The organism is Panacagrimonas perspica, assembly GCF_004364935.1.
Classification (GTDB): domain Bacteria; phylum Pseudomonadota; class Gammaproteobacteria; order Nevskiales; family Nevskiaceae; genus Panacagrimonas; species Panacagrimonas perspica.
In genome coordinates, this window is sequence record NZ_SOBT01000009.1 from 936,209 (window position 1) to 958,654 (window position 22,446).

Annotated in this window: 17 protein-coding genes; all 17 read left to right on the top strand. The window is 64.1% G+C overall.

The features are described 5' to 3' along the window. Window positions 1–109: 109 nt before the first annotated feature. The 17 genes from DFR24_RS15735 (at window position 110) to DFR24_RS15815 (ending at window position 22,106) form a co-directional block, all read left to right on the top strand. Window positions 110–583: an ATP-dependent zinc protease family protein gene (locus DFR24_RS15735; RefSeq protein WP_133882330.1), complete on the top strand. Its 474-nt coding sequence runs from the start codon at window positions 110–112 to the stop codon at window positions 581–583. Beyond that, complete coding sequence (gene rimK, locus DFR24_RS15740; RefSeq protein WP_133882331.1) at window positions 580–1,485, top strand: 30S ribosomal protein S6--L-glutamate ligase; 906 nt, start codon at window positions 580–582, stop codon at window positions 1,483–1,485. Before DFR24_RS15735 ends, rimK begins: the two co-directional genes overlap by 4 nt. Then, complete coding sequence (locus DFR24_RS15745) at window positions 1,485–2,519, top strand: succinylglutamate desuccinylase/aspartoacylase family protein (protein ID WP_133882332.1); 1,035 nt, start codon at window positions 1,485–1,487, stop codon at window positions 2,517–2,519. Before rimK ends, DFR24_RS15745 begins: the two co-directional genes overlap by 1 nt. A 359-nt stretch (window positions 2,520–2,878) precedes the next feature. Further along, the gene (gene ndhC / locus DFR24_RS15750; RefSeq protein WP_281280185.1) at window positions 2,879–3,220 is read left to right on the top strand and encodes an NADH-quinone oxidoreductase subunit A; all 342 of its coding nucleotides are present in this window, start codon (window positions 2,879–2,881) and stop codon (window positions 3,218–3,220) included. A gap of 32 nt (window positions 3,221–3,252) precedes the next feature. Then, entirely contained in the window at window positions 3,253–3,921 is a 669-nt protein-coding gene (locus DFR24_RS15755) for a NuoB/complex I 20 kDa subunit family protein (protein ID WP_133882334.1), read from the top strand. A 3-nt stretch (window positions 3,922–3,924) separates the two neighbouring features. Continuing rightward, window positions 3,925–5,718 carry an NADH-quinone oxidoreductase subunit C/D gene (gene nuoC / locus DFR24_RS15760; RefSeq protein ID WP_133882335.1) on the top strand — a complete coding sequence of 598 codons (1,794 nt, stop codon included), beginning with the start codon at window positions 3,925–3,927 and terminating at the stop codon, window positions 5,716–5,718. A gap of 5 nt (window positions 5,719–5,723) precedes the next feature. Then, window positions 5,724–6,242, top strand: coding sequence for an NADH-quinone oxidoreductase subunit NuoE (gene nuoE / locus DFR24_RS15765; RefSeq protein WP_133882336.1), 519 nt, complete (start codon window positions 5,724–5,726; stop codon window positions 6,240–6,242). Then, window positions 6,239–7,558 (top strand): NADH-quinone oxidoreductase subunit NuoF, encoded by a 1,320-nt coding sequence (nuoF, locus tag DFR24_RS15770; protein WP_133882337.1) that lies wholly within the window; start codon window positions 6,239–6,241, stop codon window positions 7,556–7,558. The genes nuoE and nuoF overlap by 4 nt, the downstream gene beginning before the upstream one ends. A gap of 178 nt (window positions 7,559–7,736) precedes the next feature. Continuing rightward, window positions 7,737–10,433 (top strand): NADH-quinone oxidoreductase subunit NuoG, encoded by a 2,697-nt coding sequence (gene nuoG, locus DFR24_RS15775; RefSeq protein ID WP_133882338.1) that lies wholly within the window; start codon window positions 7,737–7,739, stop codon window positions 10,431–10,433. Continuing rightward, window positions 10,430–11,449, top strand: coding sequence for an NADH-quinone oxidoreductase subunit NuoH (gene nuoH / locus DFR24_RS15780; protein WP_133882339.1), 1,020 nt, complete (start codon window positions 10,430–10,432; stop codon window positions 11,447–11,449). Before nuoG ends, nuoH begins: the two co-directional genes overlap by 4 nt. Further along, window positions 11,446–11,985 carry an NADH-quinone oxidoreductase subunit NuoI gene (gene nuoI, locus DFR24_RS15785; RefSeq protein WP_133882340.1) on the top strand — a complete coding sequence of 180 codons (540 nt, stop codon included), beginning with the start codon at window positions 11,446–11,448 and terminating at the stop codon, window positions 11,983–11,985. The genes nuoH and nuoI overlap by 4 nt, the downstream gene beginning before the upstream one ends. Next, window positions 11,982–12,479: an NADH-quinone oxidoreductase subunit J gene (gene nuoJ, locus DFR24_RS15790; protein ID WP_133882341.1), complete on the top strand. Its 498-nt coding sequence runs from the start codon at window positions 11,982–11,984 to the stop codon at window positions 12,477–12,479. Before nuoI ends, nuoJ begins: the two co-directional genes overlap by 4 nt. 24 nt (window positions 12,480–12,503) lie before the next feature. Beyond that, window positions 12,504–12,821: an NADH-quinone oxidoreductase subunit NuoK gene (gene nuoK / locus DFR24_RS15795; protein WP_133882342.1), complete on the top strand. Its 318-nt coding sequence runs from the start codon at window positions 12,504–12,506 to the stop codon at window positions 12,819–12,821. Between the two features lie 7 nt (window positions 12,822–12,828). Continuing rightward, window positions 12,829–14,676: an NADH-quinone oxidoreductase subunit L gene (gene nuoL / locus DFR24_RS15800; RefSeq protein WP_133882343.1), complete on the top strand. Its 1,848-nt coding sequence runs from the start codon at window positions 12,829–12,831 to the stop codon at window positions 14,674–14,676. 13 nt (window positions 14,677–14,689) lie between these two features. Further along, window positions 14,690–16,234, top strand: a complete 1,545-nt coding sequence (nuoM, locus tag DFR24_RS15805; RefSeq protein ID WP_133882344.1) for an NADH-quinone oxidoreductase subunit M — start codon at window positions 14,690–14,692, stop codon at window positions 16,232–16,234. Next, window positions 16,231–17,718 (top strand): NADH-quinone oxidoreductase subunit NuoN, encoded by a 1,488-nt coding sequence (nuoN, locus tag DFR24_RS15810; RefSeq protein ID WP_133882345.1) that lies wholly within the window; start codon window positions 16,231–16,233, stop codon window positions 17,716–17,718. The genes nuoM and nuoN overlap by 4 nt, the downstream gene beginning before the upstream one ends. 506 nt (window positions 17,719–18,224) lie before the next feature. After that, window positions 18,225–22,106: a beta strand repeat-containing protein gene (locus tag DFR24_RS15815; protein WP_162851246.1), complete on the top strand. Its 3,882-nt coding sequence runs from the start codon at window positions 18,225–18,227 to the stop codon at window positions 22,104–22,106. Window positions 22,107–22,446 lie beyond the last annotated feature (340 nt).

A 22,446-nucleotide genomic window follows, 5' to 3' on the forward strand; every position in this document is an offset into this window, starting at 1 on the left:
CCATCCGGTCGCCGATCCGAATGAACACCCCGCGACCGCCGCGGCCCGCAGCGAAGGCATTCCGATCTTCCGCGTCTGCGCCCGGTGCGATCCTCCGAAGGTGCCCCCCGTGAAGCTCGCCCCCGACAGCAGCACGCGCCTGCGCACGCTCGGCTGGCGCGAATGGGTGTCCCTGCCGGACCTCGGCATCGCGAACATCAAGGCCAAGGTCGACACCGGCGCGCGGACATCGGCGATCCATGCCTTCGCCATCGAGCGCCTTTCGATCGACCGCGTGCGCTTCGGCGTACACCCGCTGCAGCGCGGCGAGCGGGAGATCTGGTGCGAGACCGAGGTCGTCGACGAGCGCTGGGTGACGGATTCGGGCGGGCACCAGGAATTCAGACCGGTGATCGTCAGCCACGTATCGCTCGGCGCAGATCGCTGGCCGATCGAGATCACGCTGACGGCGCGCGACAACCTGCTCTTCCGCATGCTGCTCGGCCGCACCGCGCTGGCCAGCCGTTTCCGGGTCGACCCGGCTGCGAGCTATCTGGTCGGCGCGTCCCCGCGCCTGCGCAAGATCAAGACCTCCCGCTCGTGAAGATCGCCATCCTGTCGCGCAACCGCCGCCTCTATTCCACCCGGCGGCTGGTGCAGGCAGCGCAGGAGCGGGGGCACGACGTTCGCGTCATCGACGTGCTGCGCTGCTACATGAACATCGCGCCGCACCATCCGGAGATCCATTACCGCGGCCAGAAGCTCGAAGGCTTCGACGCCGTGATTCCGCGCATCGGCGCCAGCGTGACGTTCTACGGCGCCGCCGTGGTGCGCCAGTTCGAGATGCAGGGTGTGTATTCGCTCAACGAGTCGGTGGCGATCACGCGCTCGCGCGACAAGCTGCGCGCCCACCAGTTGCTGGCACGAAAGGGCATCGGTATGCCGGTGACCGGCTTCGCCTATGCGCCGGACGACACGGCCGATCTCGTGGGCCTGGTCGGCGGCGCGCCGGTGGTGGTCAAGCTCACCGAGGGCACCCAGGGACGCGGCATCGTGCTGTGCGAAACCGACAAGGCGGCCGAGTCGGTGATCGAGGCGTTCCGCGATCTGGACGCGTATTTCCTCGTGCAGGAATTCGTCGAGGAGGCCAAGGGTGCCGACATCCGCTGCTTCGTGATCGGCGGTCGCGTGGTGGCGGCCATGCTGCGCCAGGCCAAGACCGGTGAATTCCGCTCCAACCTGCATCGCGGCGGGGCCGCCAGCAAGGTCAGGATCACGCCCGAAGAGCGATCCACCGCTGTGCGCGCCGCCAAGATCATGGGGCTGAGCGTGGCCGGCGTGGACATCCTGCGCTCGAACCACGGACCGGTCGTCATGGAGGTGAATTCCTCGCCCGGCCTGGAAGGGATCGAGACCGTCAGCGGCGTGGATATCGCGTCGCGGATCATCGAACACATCGAGAAGAACGCGCGTCCAGGGAACACCAAGACCAAGGGAACCGGGTGATGGATTCCTTCCGGATTGCGGATACGACGGTGGAGCCCGGCGAGCGCCGCCTCGTCAACGTGCCGGTGGCCCGTCTCACCACCGGTGCGCCGGTGCATCTGCCGGTGATCGTGCAGCGCGGGCTGCTGCCGGGCCCGACGATGTTCCTGAGTGCCGCGCTGCACGGCGACGAGATCATCGGGGTGGAGATCATCCGCCGCGTGCTCAGACTCCCGCAGCTCCCCGAACTGCGCGGAACGATCCTGGCGGTGCCGATCGTCAATACGCTGGCCTTCATCCACCAGTCGCGCTACCTGCCGGACCGTCGCGACCTGAATCGCAGTTTCCCGGGCAGTGCGAGCGGCTCGCTGGCTGCACGGTTGGCCTGGTTGTTCCTGCGCGAGGTGGTGGGACGCTGCGATTTCGGCATCGATCTTCACACCGGCGCCGTGCATCGCCCGAACCTGCCGCAGATCCGCACCGATCTGCGCAACGAAACCAACCAGCGGCTCGCCAAGGCTTTCGGGGCGCCGCTGTTCCTGGATTCGCAGCCCACGGCCGGCACGCTGCGCGAGTACACGACGCGCAAGAACATCCCGGTGATCCTGTACGAGTCCGGTGAGGCCCTGCGCTTCGACGAGACCGCCATCCGCATGGGCACGCAGGGCGTGCACAACGTGATGTGGGAGATGGGGCTGCTGGAGCGCCCCGAGTTTTCGCCGCTGCGCATGGCCGAGCCGGTGCTGGCGCACTCGAGCCGCTGGCTGCGGGCGGCCGCCAGCGGCATCCTGCGGACCGGCGTCGCGCTGGGTGATCACGTGCGCAAGGGCCAGACCCTCGGGATCATCGGCGACCCTTTCGGCGAGTCCGAAGTGTCCGTGATCTCCGCCACCGAAGGTGTCGTCATCGGCCGGCTCAACCTGCCGCTGGTGCACGAGGGCGATGCGCTGTTCCATATCGGCACCTTCGACGTGCCTGAAGACGCCAAGCAGGCGGTCGACCAGATGGAAGCCGAGATGCGGACCTGGAGCGGCGAGGAGCCGCCGCTCGTCTAGCGATCGTCTGCGCCGGATCGTCGGCAGGGTTCCGACGACGCCGCAACGGAGGGACTTTCTCGCGGACCTTCCCTCGTCACGCGAACGTCATGCGATCCGTGAGCGGCGACTTGCACGGCAGCGCGATGGGCGCTTGCGTCGAGTCGTTATAGGGCGCGCACTAACACCCTCCCTGTTCTTCCGCCAAAGCGGTTGGCTTTGTCGTTACAATCCTGCCGACAAGGCTCGCCACACGACACCGGGACTCGGGCAGAGCCGCTCCAACGACGGACGAGCGAATGACGGGAGAGGCAGCCATGTCAGCCGAAACGTGGGCTATCGCGGTCTATGTGACCGTGACGTTCGCGATCATCGGCATCATGCTGCTCGGCTCCTGGCTCCTCGGCGGTCGCGCCTGGGGCCGCGCAAAGGAAGAGCCGTTCGAGTCCGGTGTGCTGGGCGCCGGGTCCACGCGCCTTCGTCTGTCGGCCAAGTTCTACCTGGTCGCCATGTTTTTCGTGATCTTCGATCTCGAGGCGGTATTCCTGTTCGCCTGGGCGATCAGCGTGCGCGAGTCGGGCTGGCCGGGTTTCATCGAGGCGCTGGTCTTCATCTCCATCCTGGTCGCCAGCCTGGCGTACCTGTGGCGTATCGGCGGGCTCGAATGGGCTCCCGACGGGCGTCGCAAGCTTGCGCAACGCGACAAAGCCAATCCGGCCTGATTCCCAACGAGACGGCCAGCACTTCGCAAGCCATGGAATACACGCTCACACGGATCGATCCGAACAAGCAGACGTACCCGATGCAGCAGCGTTCCACCGGGCCGGACCCGATGGAGACGCAGGTGCACAAGAACGTCTTCCTCGGAAAGCTCGAAACGATGATGCACGGCGCCGTCAACTGGGGCCGCAAGAATTCGATCTGGCCGTACAACTTCGGCCTGTCCTGCTGCTACGTGGAGATGGCGACGGCGTTCACGCCCACGCACGATCTCGCACGCTTCGGCGCCGAGGTCATCCGTGCGTCGCCGCGCCAGGCCGATCTGATGGTCGTGGCCGGCACCTGCTTCATCAAGATGGCCCCCGTCGTGCAGCGGCTGTACGAGCAGATGCTCGAGCCCAAGTGGGTCATCTGCATGGGTGCCTGCGCCAATTCCGGCGGCATGTACGACATCTATTCGGTGGTGCAGGGCGTCGACAAGTTCCTGCCGGTGGACGTCTACATCCCGGGCTGCCCGCCGCGTCCCGAAGCCTTTCTGCAGGCCCTGGGCCTGCTGCAGGACTCGATCGGCAAGGAACGCCGGCCGCTGTCGTGGGTCGTGGGTGAGCAGGGCATCTACAAGGCGAACATGCCGGCCCAGCGCGACCTGAAGCACGCCGAGCGCGTCGCGCAGACGGTTCTTCGCACTCCGGATTCCGTCTGACCGATGGCTGACGACGCCGCACCGAACACGGGCCTCCAGCACGACATCGTGCGCGAGGTCTATCGCCGTTTCGGCGAGGGCGAGTTCCGCTTCCAGGCCACGATCGATGGCATGCCGACCCTGTGGGTCGAGGCCGGCCGCATCCTCGACGTCCTCAAGTTCCTGAAGAGCGAGGTCCAGCGTCCGTACCGGATGCTGTTCGACCTGACCGCCATCGACGAGCGCGTGCGCAAGCACCGCGACGGCCAGCCGGCCAGCGACTTCACGGTGGTCTATCACCTGCTGTCGATCGATCGCTGCAATGCCAAGGAACTCGCGGGCGGCGACATTCGCCTGAAGGTCGGCCTCGTCGGCGAAAAGCCGGAGTGCCCGTCCTGCATTTCCATCTTCAAGAACGCCAACTGGTACGAGCGCGAAGCCTGGGACCTGTTCGGCGTGGTCTTCACCGGTCACCCGAACCTGCGCCGCATCCTGCTGCCGCCGCGTTGGGAAGGTCATCCGGGACGCAAGGATTATCCGGCGCGCGCCACCGAGTTCGATCCGTTCCTGCTCGACCAGATGCGCCAGGACCTCGACCAGGAAGCGCTGCTGTTCAAGCCCGAGGAATGGGGCATGCAGCGGTCCTCCGGGGATGTGGACTTCATGTTCCTGAACCTGGGGCCGAACCATCCGAGCGCGCACGGTGCCTTCCGCATCGTGCTGCAGCTGGATGGCGAGGAGATCGTGGATTGCGTGCCGGACATCGGCTACCACCACCGCGGTGCCGAGAAGATGGCCGAGCGCCAGTCCTGGCACACGTTCATCCCGTACACCGATCGCATCGACTATCTCGGCGGGGTGATGAACAACCTGCCGTACGTGATGAACGTCGAGAAGCTCGCCGGCATCACGGTGCCGGATCGCGTCAAGACGATCCGCGTGATGATGTCCGAGTTCTTCCGCATCACCTCGCACCTGCTGTTCTACGGCACCTACTGCCAGGACGTCGGTGCGATGAGCCCGGTGTTCTTCATGTTCGTGGACCGGCAGAAGGCCTACGACGTGATCGAAGCCGTCACCGGTTTTCGCATGCATCCGGCGTGGTTCCGTATCGGCGGACTGGCGCACGATCTTCCGAACGGCTGGGAGCGCAAGGTCAAGGAGTTCATCGACTGGCTGCGGCCGCGCATGGACGAATACGAGAAGGCCGCGCTCAAGAACGCCGTGCTGGTCACGCGTTCCAAGGGCGTTGCCGCCTACGACGCGGCCGAGGCGCAGGAGTGGGGCGTCACCGGTCCGGGGCTGCGTGCCGCGGGCGTGAACTTCGACTACCGCAAGGCGCGTCCGTACTCCGGTTACGAGAACTTCGACTTCGAAGTGCCGCTCGCGGACGTCAGTGACGTCTACACGCGCGGTTGCCTGCGTGCAGAGGAAATCCGCCAGTCGCTGCGCATCATCGAGCAGTGCATGAACAACATGCCCGCGGGTCCGTTCAAGGCGGATCACCCGCTGACCTGTCCGCCGCCGAAGGAACGCGCGCTGCACGACATCGAAACGCTGATCACGCACTTCCTGGGCGTGAGCTGGGGCCCGATCATGCCGCCGGGCGAATCGACGACGATCATCGAGGCGACCAAAGGCCTTAACAGCTACTACTCGGTGGCCGACGGCAGCACGACGTCGTATCGCACGCGCATCCGCACGCCGAGCTTTGCGCACCTGCAACAGATTCCGGCGGCGATCAACGGGCACATGATCCCGGACCTGATCGCCTACATCGCGTCCATCGATTTCGTGATGGCGGACGTGGATCGCTAGAGGCCATGCAGAAAGAAACCGTCATCAAGCTCGCTGATCTCGGAAAGGCGCCGCCGTTCGCGCTGAGCGACGCGGAGCGTCACGAGATCGAGGAAGAGATTCACCATTATCCGGACAGCCGCGCCGCGAGCATCGGTGCGCTGAAGATCGTGCAGAAACACCGCGGCTGGGTGCCGGACGCGGCGATCCCGCAGATCGCGAAGATGATCGGCAGCGATGCCGCCGATCTCGAAGGCGTGGCCACGTTCTACAGCCTGATCTTCCGTCAGCCGGTCGGTCGCCATGTGATCACGGTGTGCGACAGCATCTCCTGCCATCTGACCGGCTACGACGAGCTCAAGACCGCGCTCGAAGCCAAGCTCGGCATCCGCTACGGCCAGACCACGCCGGACCAGCGCTTCACGTTGCTGAACATCTGCTGCCTCGGCGCCTGCGACCGCGGTCCGACGATGATGATCGACGAGGATCTGCACGGCGACGTCGATCCCGCGGGTCTCGACCAGATTCTCGGAGCGTACTCGTGAGCAAGATCAGCGCCGAGACGCACCCGCTGACGTACACGATCGATGCCGCGCGCGGTCCGCTCGATCTGAAGGGTTACGAGAAGGCCAACGGCTACGCGGGTTTGCGCAAGGCGGTGAAGGACTTCAAGCCGCAGGAAGTGCAGTCGCGCGTCAAGGACGCCAACCTGCGCGGTCGTGGCGGTGCGGGCTTCCCGACCGGCATCAAGTGGAGCCTGGTTCCGATGGGACCGGATGCGGGCGCGAAGTATCTCGTCTGCAATGCCGACGAGATGGAGCCCGGCACGTTCAAGGACCGCCTGCTGATGGAGCAGGCGCCGCACCTGATGGTGGAGTCGATGATCACGGCCGCGTACGCGATCGGCGCGTGCACCGGCTACATCTTCCTGCGCGGCGAATACGTCGTGGCTGCAGCGAACCTCAACAAGGCGCTGGCCGAGGCGCGCGCCGCCGGCCTGCTGGGCAAGAACATTCTGGGCACCGGCTGGGACTACGACTGCTTCGTCCACACCGGCGCCGGCCGCTACATCTGCGGCGAAGAGACCGCGCTGATCAATTCGCTGGAAGGCAAGCGCGCCAATCCGCGTGCCAAGCCGCCGTTCCCGCAGATCAGCGGCCTGTGGGGCCGTCCGACGGTGGTCAACAACGTCGAGACGCTCTGCAACATCCCGTCGATCGTGTTGAACGGCGGCGACTGGTTCAAGGGATTGAGCCAGGGCAAGACCAAGGATGGCGGCACCAAGCTGTACGGCTGCTCGGGTCGCGCCAACAAGCCCGGATGTTGGGAACTGCCGTTCGGCACGACCACGCGCGAGATCCTGGAAGTGCACGCCGGTGGCATGAAAGGCGGCAAGAAGCTCAAGGCCTGGTTGCCGGGCGGCGCTTCGACCGACTTCCTGATGCCCGAGCATCTCGACCTGCCGATGGATTTCGACACGATCTCCAAGGCCGGTTCGCGCATGGGCACGGGACTGATCACCGTCGTTGCGGAAGACCAGAGCATGGTGTCCGCGGTGCGCAACCTCGAAGAGTTCTTCGCACGCGAGTCCTGCGGCTGGTGCACGCCTTGCCGTGACGGACTGCCGTGGTCGGTGCGCATCCTGCGCGCCATCGAGAACGGTGAAGGCCGGCCGGGCGACATCGAAAAGCTGATGACGCTGACCAAGCAGCTCGGTCCCGGTCGCACGTTCTGCGCGCATGCGCCGGGCGCGATGGAGCCGCTGCAGTCGGCGATCAAGTATTTCCGTGGCGAGTTCGAGGCCGGAATTCGTGGGGCTGCTGTGACGGCTGCGCCCGCGACGGCTGCCGTTCGCGGCTGATGATTCAAAGAAGGGCTAACGCAAAGGCGCAAAGGAAAAGATGAAGCAAAGGACGCAAAGGGAGATGGATGAAAGGAGTCGCGACATGTGCGCGGAGCGCCCGTTTTCATCTTTGCGTCCTTTCTTTTCCCTTTGCGCCTTCGCGTTAGCCGTTGCCGTTCCGGCGGAGCAAGACTAGATGGCCAAGATTCACGTCGACGGCAAGGACTACGAGGTCAGCGGCAGCGACAACCTGCTGCAGGCCTGCCTGTCGCTCGGACTCGATATTCCGTATTTCTGCTGGCACCCGGCGCTGGGCAGCGTCGGCGCCTGCCGTCAGTGCGCGGTCAAGCAGTACCGTGACGAGAACGACAAGAACGGCCGCATCGTGATGTCGTGCATGACGCAGGCGCAGGACAACATGTACATCTCCATCGCGGACGGCGAAGCCGCCGAGTTCCGCGAGGCGATCATCGAGTTCCTGATGACCAACCACCCGCACGACTGCCCGGTCTGCGAAGAGGGCGGTCACTGTCATCTGCAGGACATGACGGTGATGACGCGGCATCACTCGCGTTCGTACCGTTTCGACAAGCGCACCCATCTCAACCAGGACCTCGGGCCCTTCATCGGCCACGAGATGAACCGCTGCATCTCCTGCTATCGCTGTGTTCGCTACTACCGCGATTACGCCGGTGGCACGGACCTGGGCGTGTACGGCGCGGCGTCCAACGTTTACTTCGGCCGCGTCGAGGATGGCGTGCTGGAGAACGAATTCAGCGGCAACCTCACCGAGGTCTGCCCGACCGGTGTCTTCACCGACAAGACGCACTCCGACAAGTACGTGCGCAAGTGGGACATGCAGTTCGCGCCCAGCATCTGCTCGGGCTGTTCGGTGGGTTGCAACGTGTCGCCGGGCGAACGCTACGGTGAAGTGCGCCGCATCGAGAACCGCTACCACGGCGCGCTCAACGGCTACTTCCTCTGCGATCGCGGCCGCTTCGGTTACGGCTATACCAATCGCAAGGATCGTCCGAAGCACCCGGTGCTGAAGGTCGAGGGCAAGTTCAAGATCGTGTCGGGCGAAACCGGCACGGAACAGGTTCGCGCCATCGTTTCAGGCGCATCGAGAATTCTCGGCATCGGTTCGCCGCGCGCCTCGCTGGAAGCGAATTTCGCGCTGCGCAGCGTCGTCGGGGCGGATCGCTTCAACAGCGGTGTCGCCTCGCACGAGCACGAACTGGTCAAGCTCGCGAGCAGCATCCTGCGAGGGCCGCTCGGCGCTTCGACGATCCGCGGCATGGAAGACGCCGATTGCGTGCTGGTGTTGGGCGAGGATCTGACGCAGACCGCACCGCGTGTCGCACTGGGCATTCGTCAGGCCGCGCGCGGCAAGATGATCACCGAGGGCGCGAAGAAGAACATTCCGGAGTGGCAGGTCATCGCGCTCGCGGACCTCGTGCAGCAGGCCAGGAACCCGGTGTTCGTCGCGACCCCGGAAGTTTCGCGGCTCGACGACGTGGCTACTGCCACGTATCGCGCGTCGCCGGATGCGATCGCGAAACTCGGCTTTGCGATTGCGCATCGACTCGACGCCGGCGCGCCAGTGGCAGCGGGTCTCGACGAGGCCACCGCCAAGCTCGCGGATCAGGTCGCCGCTGCACTGGGCGCGGCCACCAAGCCGCTGATCGTGTCGGGCTGCGGCGCGGGATCCACCGCCGTGATCCAGGCCGCGGCCAATATCGCGTGGGCGCTCAAGAAGGCGGACAAGACGGTCGGACTGTCCTTGCCGCTGCCGGAAGCCAACAGCATGGGCCTGTCGCTGTTCGACGCGCCGGCGCTGGAAGCCGCACTCGAAGCCTGCACCAATGGCGAGGTCGATGTGCTGGTGGTGGTCGAGAACGATCTCTATCGCCACGCGCCGAAAGCCGTCGTCGATGCCGCGCTCGCCAAGACCCGCCTGATCGTCGTCGATCACCAGCAGACCGATACGGCGCAGCGCGCCGATCTGCTGCTGCCGGCCGGAACGGTCTACGAGACCGACGGCACGTTCGTGAATTTCGAAGGCCGCGCACAGCGCTATTTCCAGGTCTTCGATCCGGCTTACTACGACCGCACCGTGGCGCTGAAGGATTCCTGGCGCTGGGCCGCGGACATGAACGAGTCGCTCGGCTGGAACGTTCTCGACGACGTGACCGCCGCCTGCGCGCAATCGCTGCCGCAGTTCGCCGTGATCACCGAGACCGCACCCAACGCCAAGTTCCGCCTGAAGGGCATGAAGCTGGCGCGTGCGTCGCATCGGCAGTCCGGCCGCACTGCGATGCGCGCCAACCTGTCGGTGCACGAGCCGCGCGCCACGCAGGACGCCGACTCGGCGCTGGCCTTCTCGATGGAAGGCGCCAACGGTTCGATGTCGATGGAACGTCCGTCCGAACTGCTGCCGTTTGCCTGGGCGCCGGGCTGGAATTCGCCGCAGGCATGGAACAAGTTCCAGGCTGAAGTCGGCGGCGAGATGAAGGGTGGCGACTCCGGCGAGCCAGTGCTGGTCACCGACGCCTCCATCGTCCCGACCTATTTCGCGCCCGCGGTTTCCGGTTCTTCGAAGGACCTGCGCGTGGTGCCGCTGCATCACATCTTCGGTTCGGAAGAACAGAGCGCACGTTCCGAAGTGATTCGCGGACGTTCGCCCGCCGCCTACGTGGCGCTGAGCCGTGCGGACGCCGAGCGTCTGGGCGTGAGCACCAGCGCGAAGGTCAGCGTGGACGGAGCCAGCGCGACGTTGCCGGTTCGCATCAGCGACGTGCTCGCGGCAGGCTCGGTCGGCCTGCCGGTGGGATTGCCCGGCGTCCCGTTCGCGGCGCCCGGTAGCGTGATCAGCGTGGGAGCCGCCGGATGACGCTGCCGTCCTGGATCACGCAGGAGACGATCGACACCGCCATCAAGTCGGTGCAGGCGGTCGTGATCCTCGTCGGCATGGTGGTGGTCTCGGCCTGGATGATCTGGCTCGAGCGTCGCCTGCTGGCGCTGTGGCAGGACCGCTACGGTCCGAACCGCGTCGGTCCGTTCGGGCTCGGGCAGGTCATCGCGGACATGCTCAAGATCTTCTTCAAGGAAGACTGGACGCCGCCGTTCGCGGACAAGGCGATGTTCTGGATCGCGCCGGCCATCGCGATGGCGATGATGATCCTCGGCTTCATGATCATTCCGCTCGGCGACACCTTGTGGATCGCCGATCTCAACATCGGACTGCTGTTCTTCCTGGCCATCGCGGGCCTCGCGGTCTACGCGGTGATCCTGGGCGGTTGGGCCAGCAACTCGAAGTACTCGCTGCTCGGCGGCGTGCGCTCCACGGCGCAGACCATCAGCTACGAAGTCTTCATGGGCATCTCGCTGATGGGGGTGGTGATGCAGGCCGGCTCGTTCAACCTGCGCGAGATCGTGCACGCGCAGCAGGAGCAGGTCTGGTTCGTCGTCACGCAGCTCCTGGGCTTCATCGTCTGGGTGCCGGCGGCGCTGGCGGTGACGCACCGCACGCCGTTCGATCTGCCGGAAGCCGAACAGGAGCTCGTGCAGGGCTACCACACCGAATATTCGAGCATGAAGTTCGGCATGTTCATGGTCAGCGAATACGTGGGCATCGTCATGGTGTCAGCGTTGACCACGACCTTGTTCTTCGGCGGCTGGGACGTGCCGTTCGTGGACAACGAGGGCTGGTTCCTGTCATTCCTGTCGTTCTCGGCCAAGACCTTCATCTTCATGTGTTCCTACATCCTGGTGCGCGCGGCGCTGCCGCGACCGCGCTACGACCAGATCATGGCGGCCGGCTGGAAGGTGTGCCTGCCGATCTCCCTGATCAACATGCTGGGCACCGCCGCCGTGATCCTGTGGCAGACGCCCGGAGCAAGCTCATGATCGGCAAAGTCCTTCACGGCATCTACACGCAGCTGCGAAGCATCGGCATGATCTTCATGCACAGCTTCCGCAAGCGCGACACCATCCAGTACCCGGAAGAGAAGCCTTACATTCCGCCGCGTTATCGCGGCCGCATCGTGCTGACGCGGGATCCGGACGGCGAAGAGCGCTGCGTTGCGTGCAACCTGTGTGCGGTGGCCTGCCCGGTCGGCTGCATCAGCCTGCAGAAGGCGGAGAAGGAAGACGGGCGCTGGTATCCCGAATTCTTCCGCATCAACTTCTCGCGCTGCATCTTCTGCGGTCTCTGCGAAGAGGCCTGCCCGACGACGGCGATCCAGCTCACGCCGGACTACGAGATGTGCGAGTACGACCGCCAGAATCTCGTCTACGAGAAGGAACACCTGACGATCAGCGGCCCCGGCAAGTATCCGGACTACAACTTCTACCGCGTGGCGGGCATGGCGGTGAAGGACAAGCCCAAGGGCGCGGCGCTGAACGAAGCCAAGCCGATCAACGTCAAGAGCCTCTTGCCGTGAGCCTCCAGGACATCGCGTTCTACTTTTTCGGCTTCATCGCCGTGCTGTCGACGATCCTGGTGATCGTCAATCCCAACCCCGTGCACGGCCTGATGTATCTGGTCGTGTCGCTGCTGGCCGTGGCCAGCGTGTTCTTCTCGCTGGGTGCGCCGTTCGCGGCGATGCTCGAAGTGATCGTCTACGCCGGCGCCATCATGGTGCTGTTCGTGTTCGTCGTGATGATGCTCAACCTCGGCGAGTCCGTGATCCGGCAGGAACAGGCCTGGCTTCGACCCAGCACCTGGATCGGCCCGGGCATCCTGTGCGCGGCGCTGCTGTTCCCGATCCTGCGCTTGATGCTCGACGGGCATCACACGCCGGCCGGGCTGCGCGAGATCGGACCCAAGGAAGTGGGCATCGCGCTGTTTGGACCGTACCTGCTCGCCGTGGAACTGGCGTCGATGATGCTCACCGCGGGACTCGTCGCGGCGTATCACCTCGGCAAGCACGACTAGCTCACCAGAAGAAGAACGAAGGGAATGACCGAAGCCGCCGGCATACCGATGGAGCATGGCCTCGCGCTGGCGGGCGTGTTGTTCACGCTCGGCCTGATGGGCCTGCTCGTGCGCCGCAACATCCTCTTCATGCTGATGTCGCTCGAGATCATGATGAACTCGGCGGCACTGGCCTTCGTCGTGGCCGGCAGCCGCTGGCAGCAGCCCGACGGCCAGATCATGTTCATGATGATCATCACACTCGCGGCCTGCGAAGCCTGCGTGGGACTGGCGCTGCTGTTGCAGCTGTACCGCCGCTTCGGCTCGCTCGACGTCGATGCCGCCTCCGAGATGAAGGGATAAGGCGACCATGCTCGACTACCTTTTCCTCGTCTTCGCACTTCCCCTCGCGGGTTTCGTCACGCTGGCGTTTGCCCGCGGCCGGCTGCCGGAAATTCCGGCCGCCTTCGTCGGTGTGGGTTCGATCGGCGGTGCGTTCCTCGTCTATCTGTTGTGCGCCTACCAGTTCCTGACGAATCCGCCGGAAGGCGGTGCGTACACACAGGTGCTCTGGCAGTGGATGCAGGTCGGCAACCTCGACATCCGACTGGCGCTGCGCTTCGACGGACTGTCGCTGGCAATGACCGGCGTCATCACGGGCGTGGGTTTCTTCATCCACCTGTTCGCGTCGTGGTACATGCGCGGTGACGAGGCCTACGACCGCTTCCTGTCGTACATGAACCTGTTCGTCGCCTCGATGCTGTTCCTGGTGCTCGGCGACAATCTGGTCTTCCTGTACTTCGGATGGGAAGGCGTCGGTTTGGCGTCCTACCTGCTGATCGGCTTCTGGTACAAAGACGCGGCCAACGGCTACGCGGCACGCAAGGCCTTCGTCATCACGCGCGTGGGCGACACGTTCATGGCGATCGGTCTGTTCATCCTGTTCACCCACTTCGGCACGCTCGATATCCAGGAGTTGATGTCGAAGGTGGCCGTCGAGTGGAAGGACGGACCGATGATCGCCACGATCGCGGCCTTGCTGATGCTCGGCGGCGCCTGCGGCAAGTCGGCGCAGCTGCCGTTGCAGACCTGGCTGCCGGACGCGATGGCAGGCCCGACACCGGTGTCCGCACTGATCCACGCGGCGACGATGGTCACGGCAGGCGTGTATCTGATCGCGCGTACGCACGTGCTGTTCGAGGTCTCGCCGATCGGGCTCGAGGCCGTCGGCTGGGTCGGTGGCGTCACCGCGCTGATGGCGGGCTTCATCGCCCTGCAGCAGACCGACATCAAGCGCGTGCTGGCGTACTCGACGATGAGCCAGATCGGCTACATGTTCCTGGCGCTCGGTGCCGGGGCCTATCAGCCGGCGATCTTCCATCTGATGACGCACGCCTTCTTCAAGGCGCTGCTGTTCCTGTCGGCCGGCTCGGTGATCCTGGCGCTGCATCACGAGCAGGACATCTTCAAGATGGGAAATCTCAGGCGCGATCTGCCGTTCACGTTCTGGGTGTTCCTGATCGGCTCGCTCGGCCTGATCGCATTCCCCGGAACATCCGGCTTCTTCTCGAAGGACGAGATCCTGTTCGAGGCCTTCGCCGGCGGGAACATGCACCTGTACTACATGGGTCTGTTCGGTGCCTTCATGACAGGCCTGTACACGTTCCGCATGATCTTCATCGCATTCTTCGGCGAAGCGCACCACCACGGCGTGCACAAGCCGCACTCGAAGTTCGCGCACGACCTACCGCTGGCGATCCTCGCGGTGGCTGCGCTGCTGGGTGGGTTCATCCATCTGCCGCTGGACAGCGTGCTGCCCCGGCACGAGTTCTCCGAAGAGATGGAACACAAGAAGCACATGTTGGAGGCGATCTCGGTGGCGGTCTCGCTTTCCGGCGTGGGGCTGGCCTGGCTGATCTTCGGGCGCTCGCGCAAGCGTGCGGAAGCATTGCGCGACTCGCGCAATCCGATCCTGCGCTGGTGGGGTGCGGCCTTCGGATTCGACTGGCTCTACGATCTGATCTTCGTGAAGCCTTATCTCTGGTTCATCCGCGTGAATGCCAAGGACGTGGTCGATCAGGGCATCACGCTGATTCCCGAAGCCTTCAAGATCCTCAACGGCTGGGCCGCCCAGACGCAGAACGGCATGCTGCGCTGGTATGCGGCGGCGATCGGCGCTGGCGCGGTCGTGATCGTGGGCGCTGTGGTCATCCTCTGAAGACGCCTAAAACATGATCCTCGTCTGGCTCATCCTCATCCCGTTCATCGCCGGCCTGTTGAGCTGGCAGGCGGAACTGCGCTTCGGACCCAAGTATCCGCGCTGGATCGCCCTCACCGGCATGCTGCTGGCGCTGGGCATTTCGGTCTGGCTGTGGATGGCGTACGACTACAGCCTTCCGGCCGTCGACGGTGCTACCCAATGGGTGATCGAGTACAAGGCGCCGTGGATTCCGCGCTTCGGCATCTCGTTCCATTTCGCACTCGATGGCCTCTCCATCCTGTTGGTGCTGCTGACCAACCTGCTGGGCGTGATGGCGATCATCTGCTCGTGGAAGGAAATCGACCGCAACGTCGGGTTCTTCCATCTGAACCTGCTGTGGAACCTGGGCGGTGTGGTCGGCGTGTTTCTCACGCTCGACCTGTTCCTGTTCTTCTTCCTGTGGGAAATGATGCTGGTGCCGATGTACTTCCTGATCGCGCTGTGGGGGCATGACTCCCCGGGCGGCAAGGGCAAGGTCTACGCGGCGACCAAGTTCTTCCTGTTCACGCAGGCGTCCGGTCTGATCATGCTGCTGGCGATCCTGGGCCTGGTGTTCGTGAACTACCAGGCCACCAACGTCATCACGTTCAACTACGAGGATCTGCTGAAGACGCAGATGAGCGCGAACGTCGAGTACGTCCTCATGCTCGGCTTCTTCATCGCGTTCGCGGTCAAGACACCTGCGGTGCCGTTCCATACGTGGCTTCCGGACGCGCACTCGCAGGCGCCGACCGCCGGCTCGGTCGATCTTGCCGGCATCCTTCTCAAGACCGCGGCCTACGGCATGCTGCGTTTCGGCATCCCGCTGTTCCCCAACGCCTCTGCGGACTTCGCGCCAATTGCGATGTGGCTGGGTGTGGCCGGCATCGTTTACGGCGGTGTCATGGTCTTCGCGCAGACCGACGTGAAACGGCTGGTCGCGTACTCCTCCGTGTCGCACATGGGCTTCATTCTCGTGGGCGTGTACGCGGGTACCGAGATCGCGTTGCAGGGCGTCGTCATCCAGATGCTCGCGCATGGCATCTCGGCCGGTGCACTGTTCATCCTCTGCGGTGAAATCTACGAGCGTCTGCACACGCGCGACCTGCGCAAGATGGGCGGGCTGTGGTCGCGGTTCCCCTATCTGCCGCCCATCACTTTGTTTTTCGTGGCCGCATCGCTGGGTCTGCCGGGACTTGGCAATTTCATCGGCGAATTCCTGGTGCTGATCGGAAGCTGGCCGGCTGATCCGGTCGTGACGATCTTCGCGTCGACCGGTCTGATCCTGGCCGCCGTGTACTCCCTGATGATGATCCAGCGCGCATTCCATGGTCCTACGCAGGAAGACCACCACGGCGAGAAGCTGCAGGATCTCAACGCGCGCGAACTCGGCATGCTGGGTTCGCTGATGATCCTGATGCTGTGGTTGGGCCTGTATCCGCAGCCCTTCCTCAACACTTCGGCCTCGGCCATGCAGCACGTGGCGGCCATCTACGCCGCAGCGCAGCCGGAAGCGGCGGCGGGAGTGGCGCCATGATGTTCACCGCACAACAGTGGATGGCGCTCGCGCCCATCCTCTTCACCAGCGGCGCGATCGTGGCCGTGATGCTGGCCATCGCGATCAAGCGGCATCATTTCTGGAACGCCACGGTCGGCGTGCTGGGTCTGAACCTCGCGTGGATCTCCGTGGCCGTGCTCTTCTTCGGGCCGATCCTGTTGCCCGAGCAGATCCCGGCGATGCTGCCCCAGCAGGTCACGCCGCTGCTGGTGATCGACAACTACGCGCTGTTCTACTTCGGCATCATCATCGTCTGCACGCTTGCTTGCGCGACGCTCTCGCAGGCCTATCTCGAAGGCTATTCCGGCAACAAGGAAGAGATGTACCTGTTGCTGACCCTGGCCGCGCTCGGAGGAATGGTGCTGGTGGCCAGCCGCCACTTCGTGTCGTTCTTCATCGGCCTGGAACTGCTCTCCATTCCGCTGTACGCGATGGTCGCCTACCCGCAGCGCTCCAAGCGCTCGCTCGAAGGCGGACTGAAGTACCTGGTGCTGTCGGCAGCGGCCTCGTCCTTCCTGTTGTTCGGCATGGCGCTCATCTATAGCCAGGTCGGGCATCTCGGGTTCGCGGAGATCGGGGCCTACATGACCGAACCCCGGCACATCACCGGCGTCGTGAGTCTGGGCGGCGCGATGATCCTGGTCGGCATCGGTTTCAAGCTGTCGCTGGTGCCGTTCCATCTCTGGACGCCGGACGTGTACGAAGGCGCTCCCGCGCCGGTGACCAGTTTCCTGGCCACCGCCAGCAAGACCGCGGTGTTCGCGGTGCTGTTGCGCTACTACGTGGAAGCCGGCGGCCATCAGAACATCTCGCTGATCAACGTCCTGACGGTGCTCGCCATCCTGTCGATGCTGATCGGCAACGTGCTGGCGCTGCTCCAGAACAACGTCAAGCGCATGCTCGCCTACTCGTCGATCGCCCACTTCGGGTACTGCCTTGTGGCGTTGATCGCCTCCGGGCCGCTGGCGGTCGAGGCGGTCGGAGCGTACCTGATCACCTACGTGGTCACGACGCTGGGCGTGCTCGGGGTCATCACCCTGCTGTCGAGCCCCTTCAACAACGACGGTGACGCCGACGAACTCGAGGATTACCGGGGCCTGTTCTGGCGCCGACCCTACATTTCGTCGATTCTGACGGCGATGCTGCTCTCGCTCGCCGGCATCCCGGCGACGGCCGGTTTCGTCGGCAAGTTCTATGTCATTGCGGCCGGTGTCGATTCGCGCGAATGGTGGCTGCTGGGTGCCGTGGTCCTGGGCAGCGCCATCGGCCTGTTCTACTACCTGCGCCTGATGATCATCATGTTCATGGACCGCGACCGGCAGCAGCGCTTCGACGCCCCGCTGGACTGGGGTCTGCAGACGGGCGGCGCGATGGTCCTTGCGGTCACGTTGGCGAGCTTCGTGCTTGGCCTATACCCGCAGCCTTTCATCGAAATCATCCAGCTCGCCCCCCTCGGCAGGTAGCGAGACCGGGAAACCGGTTTCAGCCCCTTCCGGGGAAGCGGGCAGGGCCTAACCCGATCACGGTGCCTTCCCGCCTGGGCGCGGCCCCCTCCAAATGACCTCGAAGAGAGGCCCCATTATTGGAACGGCGGCGGTCCTTCAACCAAACAGCGGGCAAACTTCAACGTCTGTCGGAAGCTTCTCCTCGGTCTTCCCGAGACTCGTTCCGATGCTTTATTCAGGCCGAAACAGGCGCTCCGCAAACCCGCGCCAGTCCTCAACAAACCTCTGAGCATTGCGTCGCAGTCCGTTCTTAAAATTATGGAGACAATTGCTTGTGCCGCCGGAATTGCGTGTGCTAGCCTCCGGCCGCTAGGGAGGGGGTTCGATGAAATGAACATGGGTCCTCCTGAGAGCTGCAGCTTCTGTTCAACTTCTTCGTGTTCCTTCTTCTTCTAGGGAGACTTCAAATGCCGTTTGGTAACGCTAAGGTTCAAAGACCTGGCCGCAAGCTTCTGATCGCTGCCATGGCAGCGACCTTTGGCATGGGCCTGTCCGGTTGCAACGACGACAACAACTCCAGCAATAATGGCCCTGGCCTCGGCGGCCAGAATTCGCCCAAGGGCACCGTGATTGGTACGGTGCTCGACACCAACGGCAATCCCATTGCCAACGCGACGGTAACCATCGGCACCCGGTCTCAGACGACCAACGCCGCAGGCGCGTATCAGTTCGATAACCTCGCCGTCACCGATGCGGTTCTGCAGACCGGCTCTGGCGGGTCTTCGGGTTCAGGCAGCGCCAACAACCCCGCCCTGCCGATCACTGTCCAGGCGCCCCCCGGATTCCTCGGCGGCAACACGAAGGTCAAGCTCAATTCGCAGTACAGCTGCAGCGAAGTTACGGATGGCGGCGGACAGACGAACCCGCAGTGCGTCCTGATCGACGGCTTCAACGTCGGCGCTGGCTCAATCATTCTTCCGGCAACCACCGGCACGCTGACCGGCGTTCTGCGCGACCAGATCAATGGCCAGGTCATTGGCAATCAGGTCCTGACGCTCGATTTCGCTGGCCTGAAGTTGGATCAGAACAACGCCGGCGCCGAGGGCTTCCAGGCTTCCGGCACCATCCTGACGACCACCACGGCCGCTGACGGCACCTTCACGTTCGCCAACGTTGCGGTCGATTCCTGCTATGACCTGCGTGCGGCCAACCTGGATCTGAACTTCGCCAACAACGATCCGGATGGTTCCTCGGCAGGCGCTGGATGCACCACCATCCAGCCGTCTGTTGACGCAAATGAAATTCGCTTCTCGATCAACGAAGGTGCCAACACGGCACTGTTGGTCCAGGCCTCCGCGATTTCGACTGAAGACCTGACGAAGCCCTTCGTCACGCGCGTTGCCGGCGTGGTAGATGGCAGCACCCCCGCCCTGGTTTCGGGCGCTGGCCAGCTGCAGGCTGGTGTCAACAGCGTGTTCACGATCGACTTCAGCGAAGCGCTGGTCGCTGGCTTGGCCGCCGGTCAGAATGACGTTGTGGTCACGGTGGGCACGGGTGTCAACACCGAGTTCCGTCCGTCCACGGTCACGATTGTCGACGCCAACACGATCACGGTGACGCTCGCGACGCCGATCCCTGACGGCACCGTCTTCAACATCGACCTGCTGCGCGACACGTTCCGCGACACGAACGGTAACTCGCTCGGTCTGAACGACCAGAACAGCGCGCCCACCACGGGTGGCAATACCGGCAGCAATAATCCTGGCTCCGGCGGCCCCGGTGGCGGTCCCGCCGCTACGCAGCCCCCGGTTGCGTACGACTTGAACGCGCCCAATGGTTACGTGCGCCTGCTGCTCCGTACCTTTAACCCGCTCGACATCGACACCGGCGCAGCCACCGTGTCGCAGGACCTCACGGCCGAGAATCCGTCGACCGATTCGTTCTTCGCGGCGACGCAGGCCCTTGCCGACTTCATCCCCGGCTCCGGCACGCTTAACTTCGCCAACAAGAGCAGCGGCAACACGACGCAGAACGTCCCGGTTTCCGTTGACGGTATGCAGCAGCTGAACGCCGTCTTCCCGCTCAATCCCTCGCAGGCGCACCCGCTGAAGGCGCTCGCCGACATCCTCGACGACCGCGTGCTGGGTGGCAGCACGGGCCCTGCGATCGACGTCGCCGCCGCAGCGGCCGACATCACGTTCGGCACTGCTGATCACTATCTGGCTTGGGTCGAAGATCGCAACGGCACCACGCTTGACACGATCCAGATGTCCGTCCAGCCGGTCAGCCCCGATGCTGCTGGCAACCCGCGCATCGTCGGTACGCTCGAAGGCTTCCAGCCGGGTACTGTCGTGCCGAAGAGCTTCTCGTCGGCGGTTACGCAGTTCCCGGGCTGCAACAATCCGACCGCAGGGTTCGGTAACGATGCCTGCCCGATCTTCGTCATCACCAAGGGCAATGCGACGGGTGCCAAGATCTACATCACCGACTCGTCGTCGACGGCCACCACCCCGTTCAAGCCTCTGCGGCCTGGCGCGGTGCTGAAGGTCATCGCCCGTACGGCGTCGGGGTTCACGGGAAGCGAGATCTCTGTCCCGCTCGTCGATGCAGTGGCCCCCACGGCCGGCGCGCAGTTCTTCGCCGGTACGGCAGGAGCCCTGAGCTCGGCCAACGCGCAGAACAGTGGCTCGGGCGGTACGACCATCAATCTGACCACGTCCACTGGTCAGGTCGTCTATCCCATCACCCCGCAGGCGCTCGAATTGGTCGAGGACGCGGGTCCTGGCGCTACCGGTCTGTCCGGCGATACGCTGCGCGAGATCCAGGCCGCCTCGGCTGCTGTCCTGACGGGCAGCGCGATCGATCCGGGTGCTGCCAGCGGCAACTTCATCGCTGACGCCGCGGGTACGACGGCATTCCTCGCCGCCGCGAACCGTGGTCTGGGCCTGGTTGTTACGGAGCCGTCTGCTGTCGTCAGCGGCGCTGTCCCGGTGTTGAGCGCTGGTACGACTTCGGCGATCACGGGTATCAGCTCCATCAACGGTGGCGTCGACGAGCTGAACCAGCCCGTCAACCTGCTGGGCTTCCTGTCCAATGTGCTGACGCTTGAAACGGATGGCCGTGCGAACAACCGCACGATCGACTTCTCGCCGACCTTTACCGATACCGCTGCTGCGCCGAATCAGGCCAGCCGTGCAATCGTAAACGTGCGTGATTTCCTGCCGCCGATCATGACGAAGGCGCTCTTCGACGGCCGCCAGTTCGTGTTCCGCTTCCACGAAGCGGTGCGTGGCAATGGCGTCGTCGGATTTGGTGGCCCGACTCAGGACATCGTGATCGACTGCGGTGGTACGGATATCGTCATCGACATCGACGCCACGCCGACCGGCGCGGTCTCGTTCGGCGACGGTAACCGCCGCGTGATCGTTCCGCTCGCGATCAACGGAGCGCCGAACACTGGTGCCATCCAGTCGCTGCCGGCTGCCGGAATCGTCAATGCATGCTTCGGTGGCCCTGCGTCGCTGAACTACGCGGAAGGCGACCAGTACACGTTCGCAACTCTGAGCGCTGCTGGGGATACCACGCTGCCGACGGTCGCTGTCGCTCCGTCGCATGGCGCGGTCACCTACCCTGGCGTTCGCGATCTCGCGAACAACACCGATCTCGGTGTCGCGCAGGGCAACAGCTGGGCGTTCTGGGCGGCGCAGGGCCTCGGTATGGGTCGTTCGGGTGAAGAACCGGCTGTCGGCGTCATCGACGGTGACGAGACCACGCCGCTGTTCGCCATCGCGAACATCCTGCCGCCGTTCGTGCCGCAGGCGATCGCTCGTGGCAACAACTTCACCAGCGCGGGCGGTGGTAACGGTCTGGCCACTCAGAACATCAACGTCACCGTGACGACGTCGACCCCGTTCTACCTCACCGACGGTGTTGCTGCTGCTGGACCGGCTGTGGTTGCTGCTGGAGTTGGGCCCGATGCGGACACTGACAACAACAACGTGCTGACCCAGGCCGAGCTGAATGCTTGGGCCGCGGCGAAGTTCGAGTTGGCTCAGGTGAATCCGGCACTGAGCGTCCCCCCGACTTCGGTCCAGATTCTGGACTCGGCTGGTCAGGACGTGACGACGACCTCGGGTAACAACCAGCAGGCTCAGACGATCATCCTGACGTTTGTGCTGGGTCAGGACGTTGAAGCAGGCGACTCGGTGCGTCTCATCGCTGGTCAGGGCCTCGGTAGCCAATTCGATCCGACGAACACGAATATCGTGATCCGTCCGTTCGATGAAGGTCAGCCGACGCCTGCCAACGGTACCAACGATCGGAACGAGCTGGCTCCGATCCCGCCGCTCCCGCAGGTCTACACCTGCCCGCAGGTGGGTGTTGTGGGTACGACGGGCGAGTGCTAATCGCTAGTTAGATCAGATGTAAACAGTAGGACCTAGAGAGGGGGGCGGAAGCCCCCCTCTCTTTTTTTGTTCGTCGTGATGGAGGGCTCCGGTCGCAACTCGTAGCCATGCGGCCGTCAGGAGCTCGGAGTCGGGCAAAAGTGGTGTCGTTTGTCGCTGAGAAGTTCACACCACACCTTTGACGCTTCGCGATCCGCGAGCGAGTAACTGTCGCAGTCAGCGGTCGTTAATCATCTTCGCGGTGTCCTTGAACCGGGTCCTAACGGGCGCCGAAATCAGCGGACATGGCAATGCAGCAGAGCTCCATTTTGGATCGGAGTCCATTTTCACAGCCAGGCAC

Coding starts and splice junctions, on each gene's coding strand:
- DFR24_RS15745 (WP_133882332.1), top strand. CDS start 1,485: ATGGATTCCTTCCGGATTGCGGATACGACGGTGGAGCCCGGCGAGCGC.
- ndhC (WP_281280185.1), top strand. CDS start 2,879: ATGCTGCTCGGCTCCTGGCTCCTCGGCGGTCGCGCCTGGGGCCGCGCA.
- DFR24_RS15755 (WP_133882334.1), top strand. CDS start 3,253: ATGGAATACACGCTCACACGGATCGATCCGAACAAGCAGACGTACCCG.
- nuoC (WP_133882335.1), top strand. CDS start 3,925: ATGGCTGACGACGCCGCACCGAACACGGGCCTCCAGCACGACATCGTG.
- nuoE (WP_133882336.1), top strand. CDS start 5,724: ATGCAGAAAGAAACCGTCATCAAGCTCGCTGATCTCGGAAAGGCGCCG.
- nuoG (WP_133882338.1), top strand. CDS start 7,737: ATGGCCAAGATTCACGTCGACGGCAAGGACTACGAGGTCAGCGGCAGC.
- nuoH (WP_133882339.1), top strand. CDS start 10,430: ATGACGCTGCCGTCCTGGATCACGCAGGAGACGATCGACACCGCCATC.
- nuoI (WP_133882340.1), top strand. CDS start 11,446: ATGATCGGCAAAGTCCTTCACGGCATCTACACGCAGCTGCGAAGCATC.
- nuoK (WP_133882342.1), top strand. CDS start 12,504: ATGACCGAAGCCGCCGGCATACCGATGGAGCATGGCCTCGCGCTGGCG.
- nuoL (WP_133882343.1), top strand. CDS start 12,829: ATGCTCGACTACCTTTTCCTCGTCTTCGCACTTCCCCTCGCGGGTTTC.
- nuoM (WP_133882344.1), top strand. CDS start 14,690: ATGATCCTCGTCTGGCTCATCCTCATCCCGTTCATCGCCGGCCTGTTG.
- nuoN (WP_133882345.1), top strand. CDS start 16,231: ATGATGTTCACCGCACAACAGTGGATGGCGCTCGCGCCCATCCTCTTC.
- DFR24_RS15815 (WP_162851246.1), top strand. CDS start 18,225: ATGGCAGCGACCTTTGGCATGGGCCTGTCCGGTTGCAACGACGACAAC.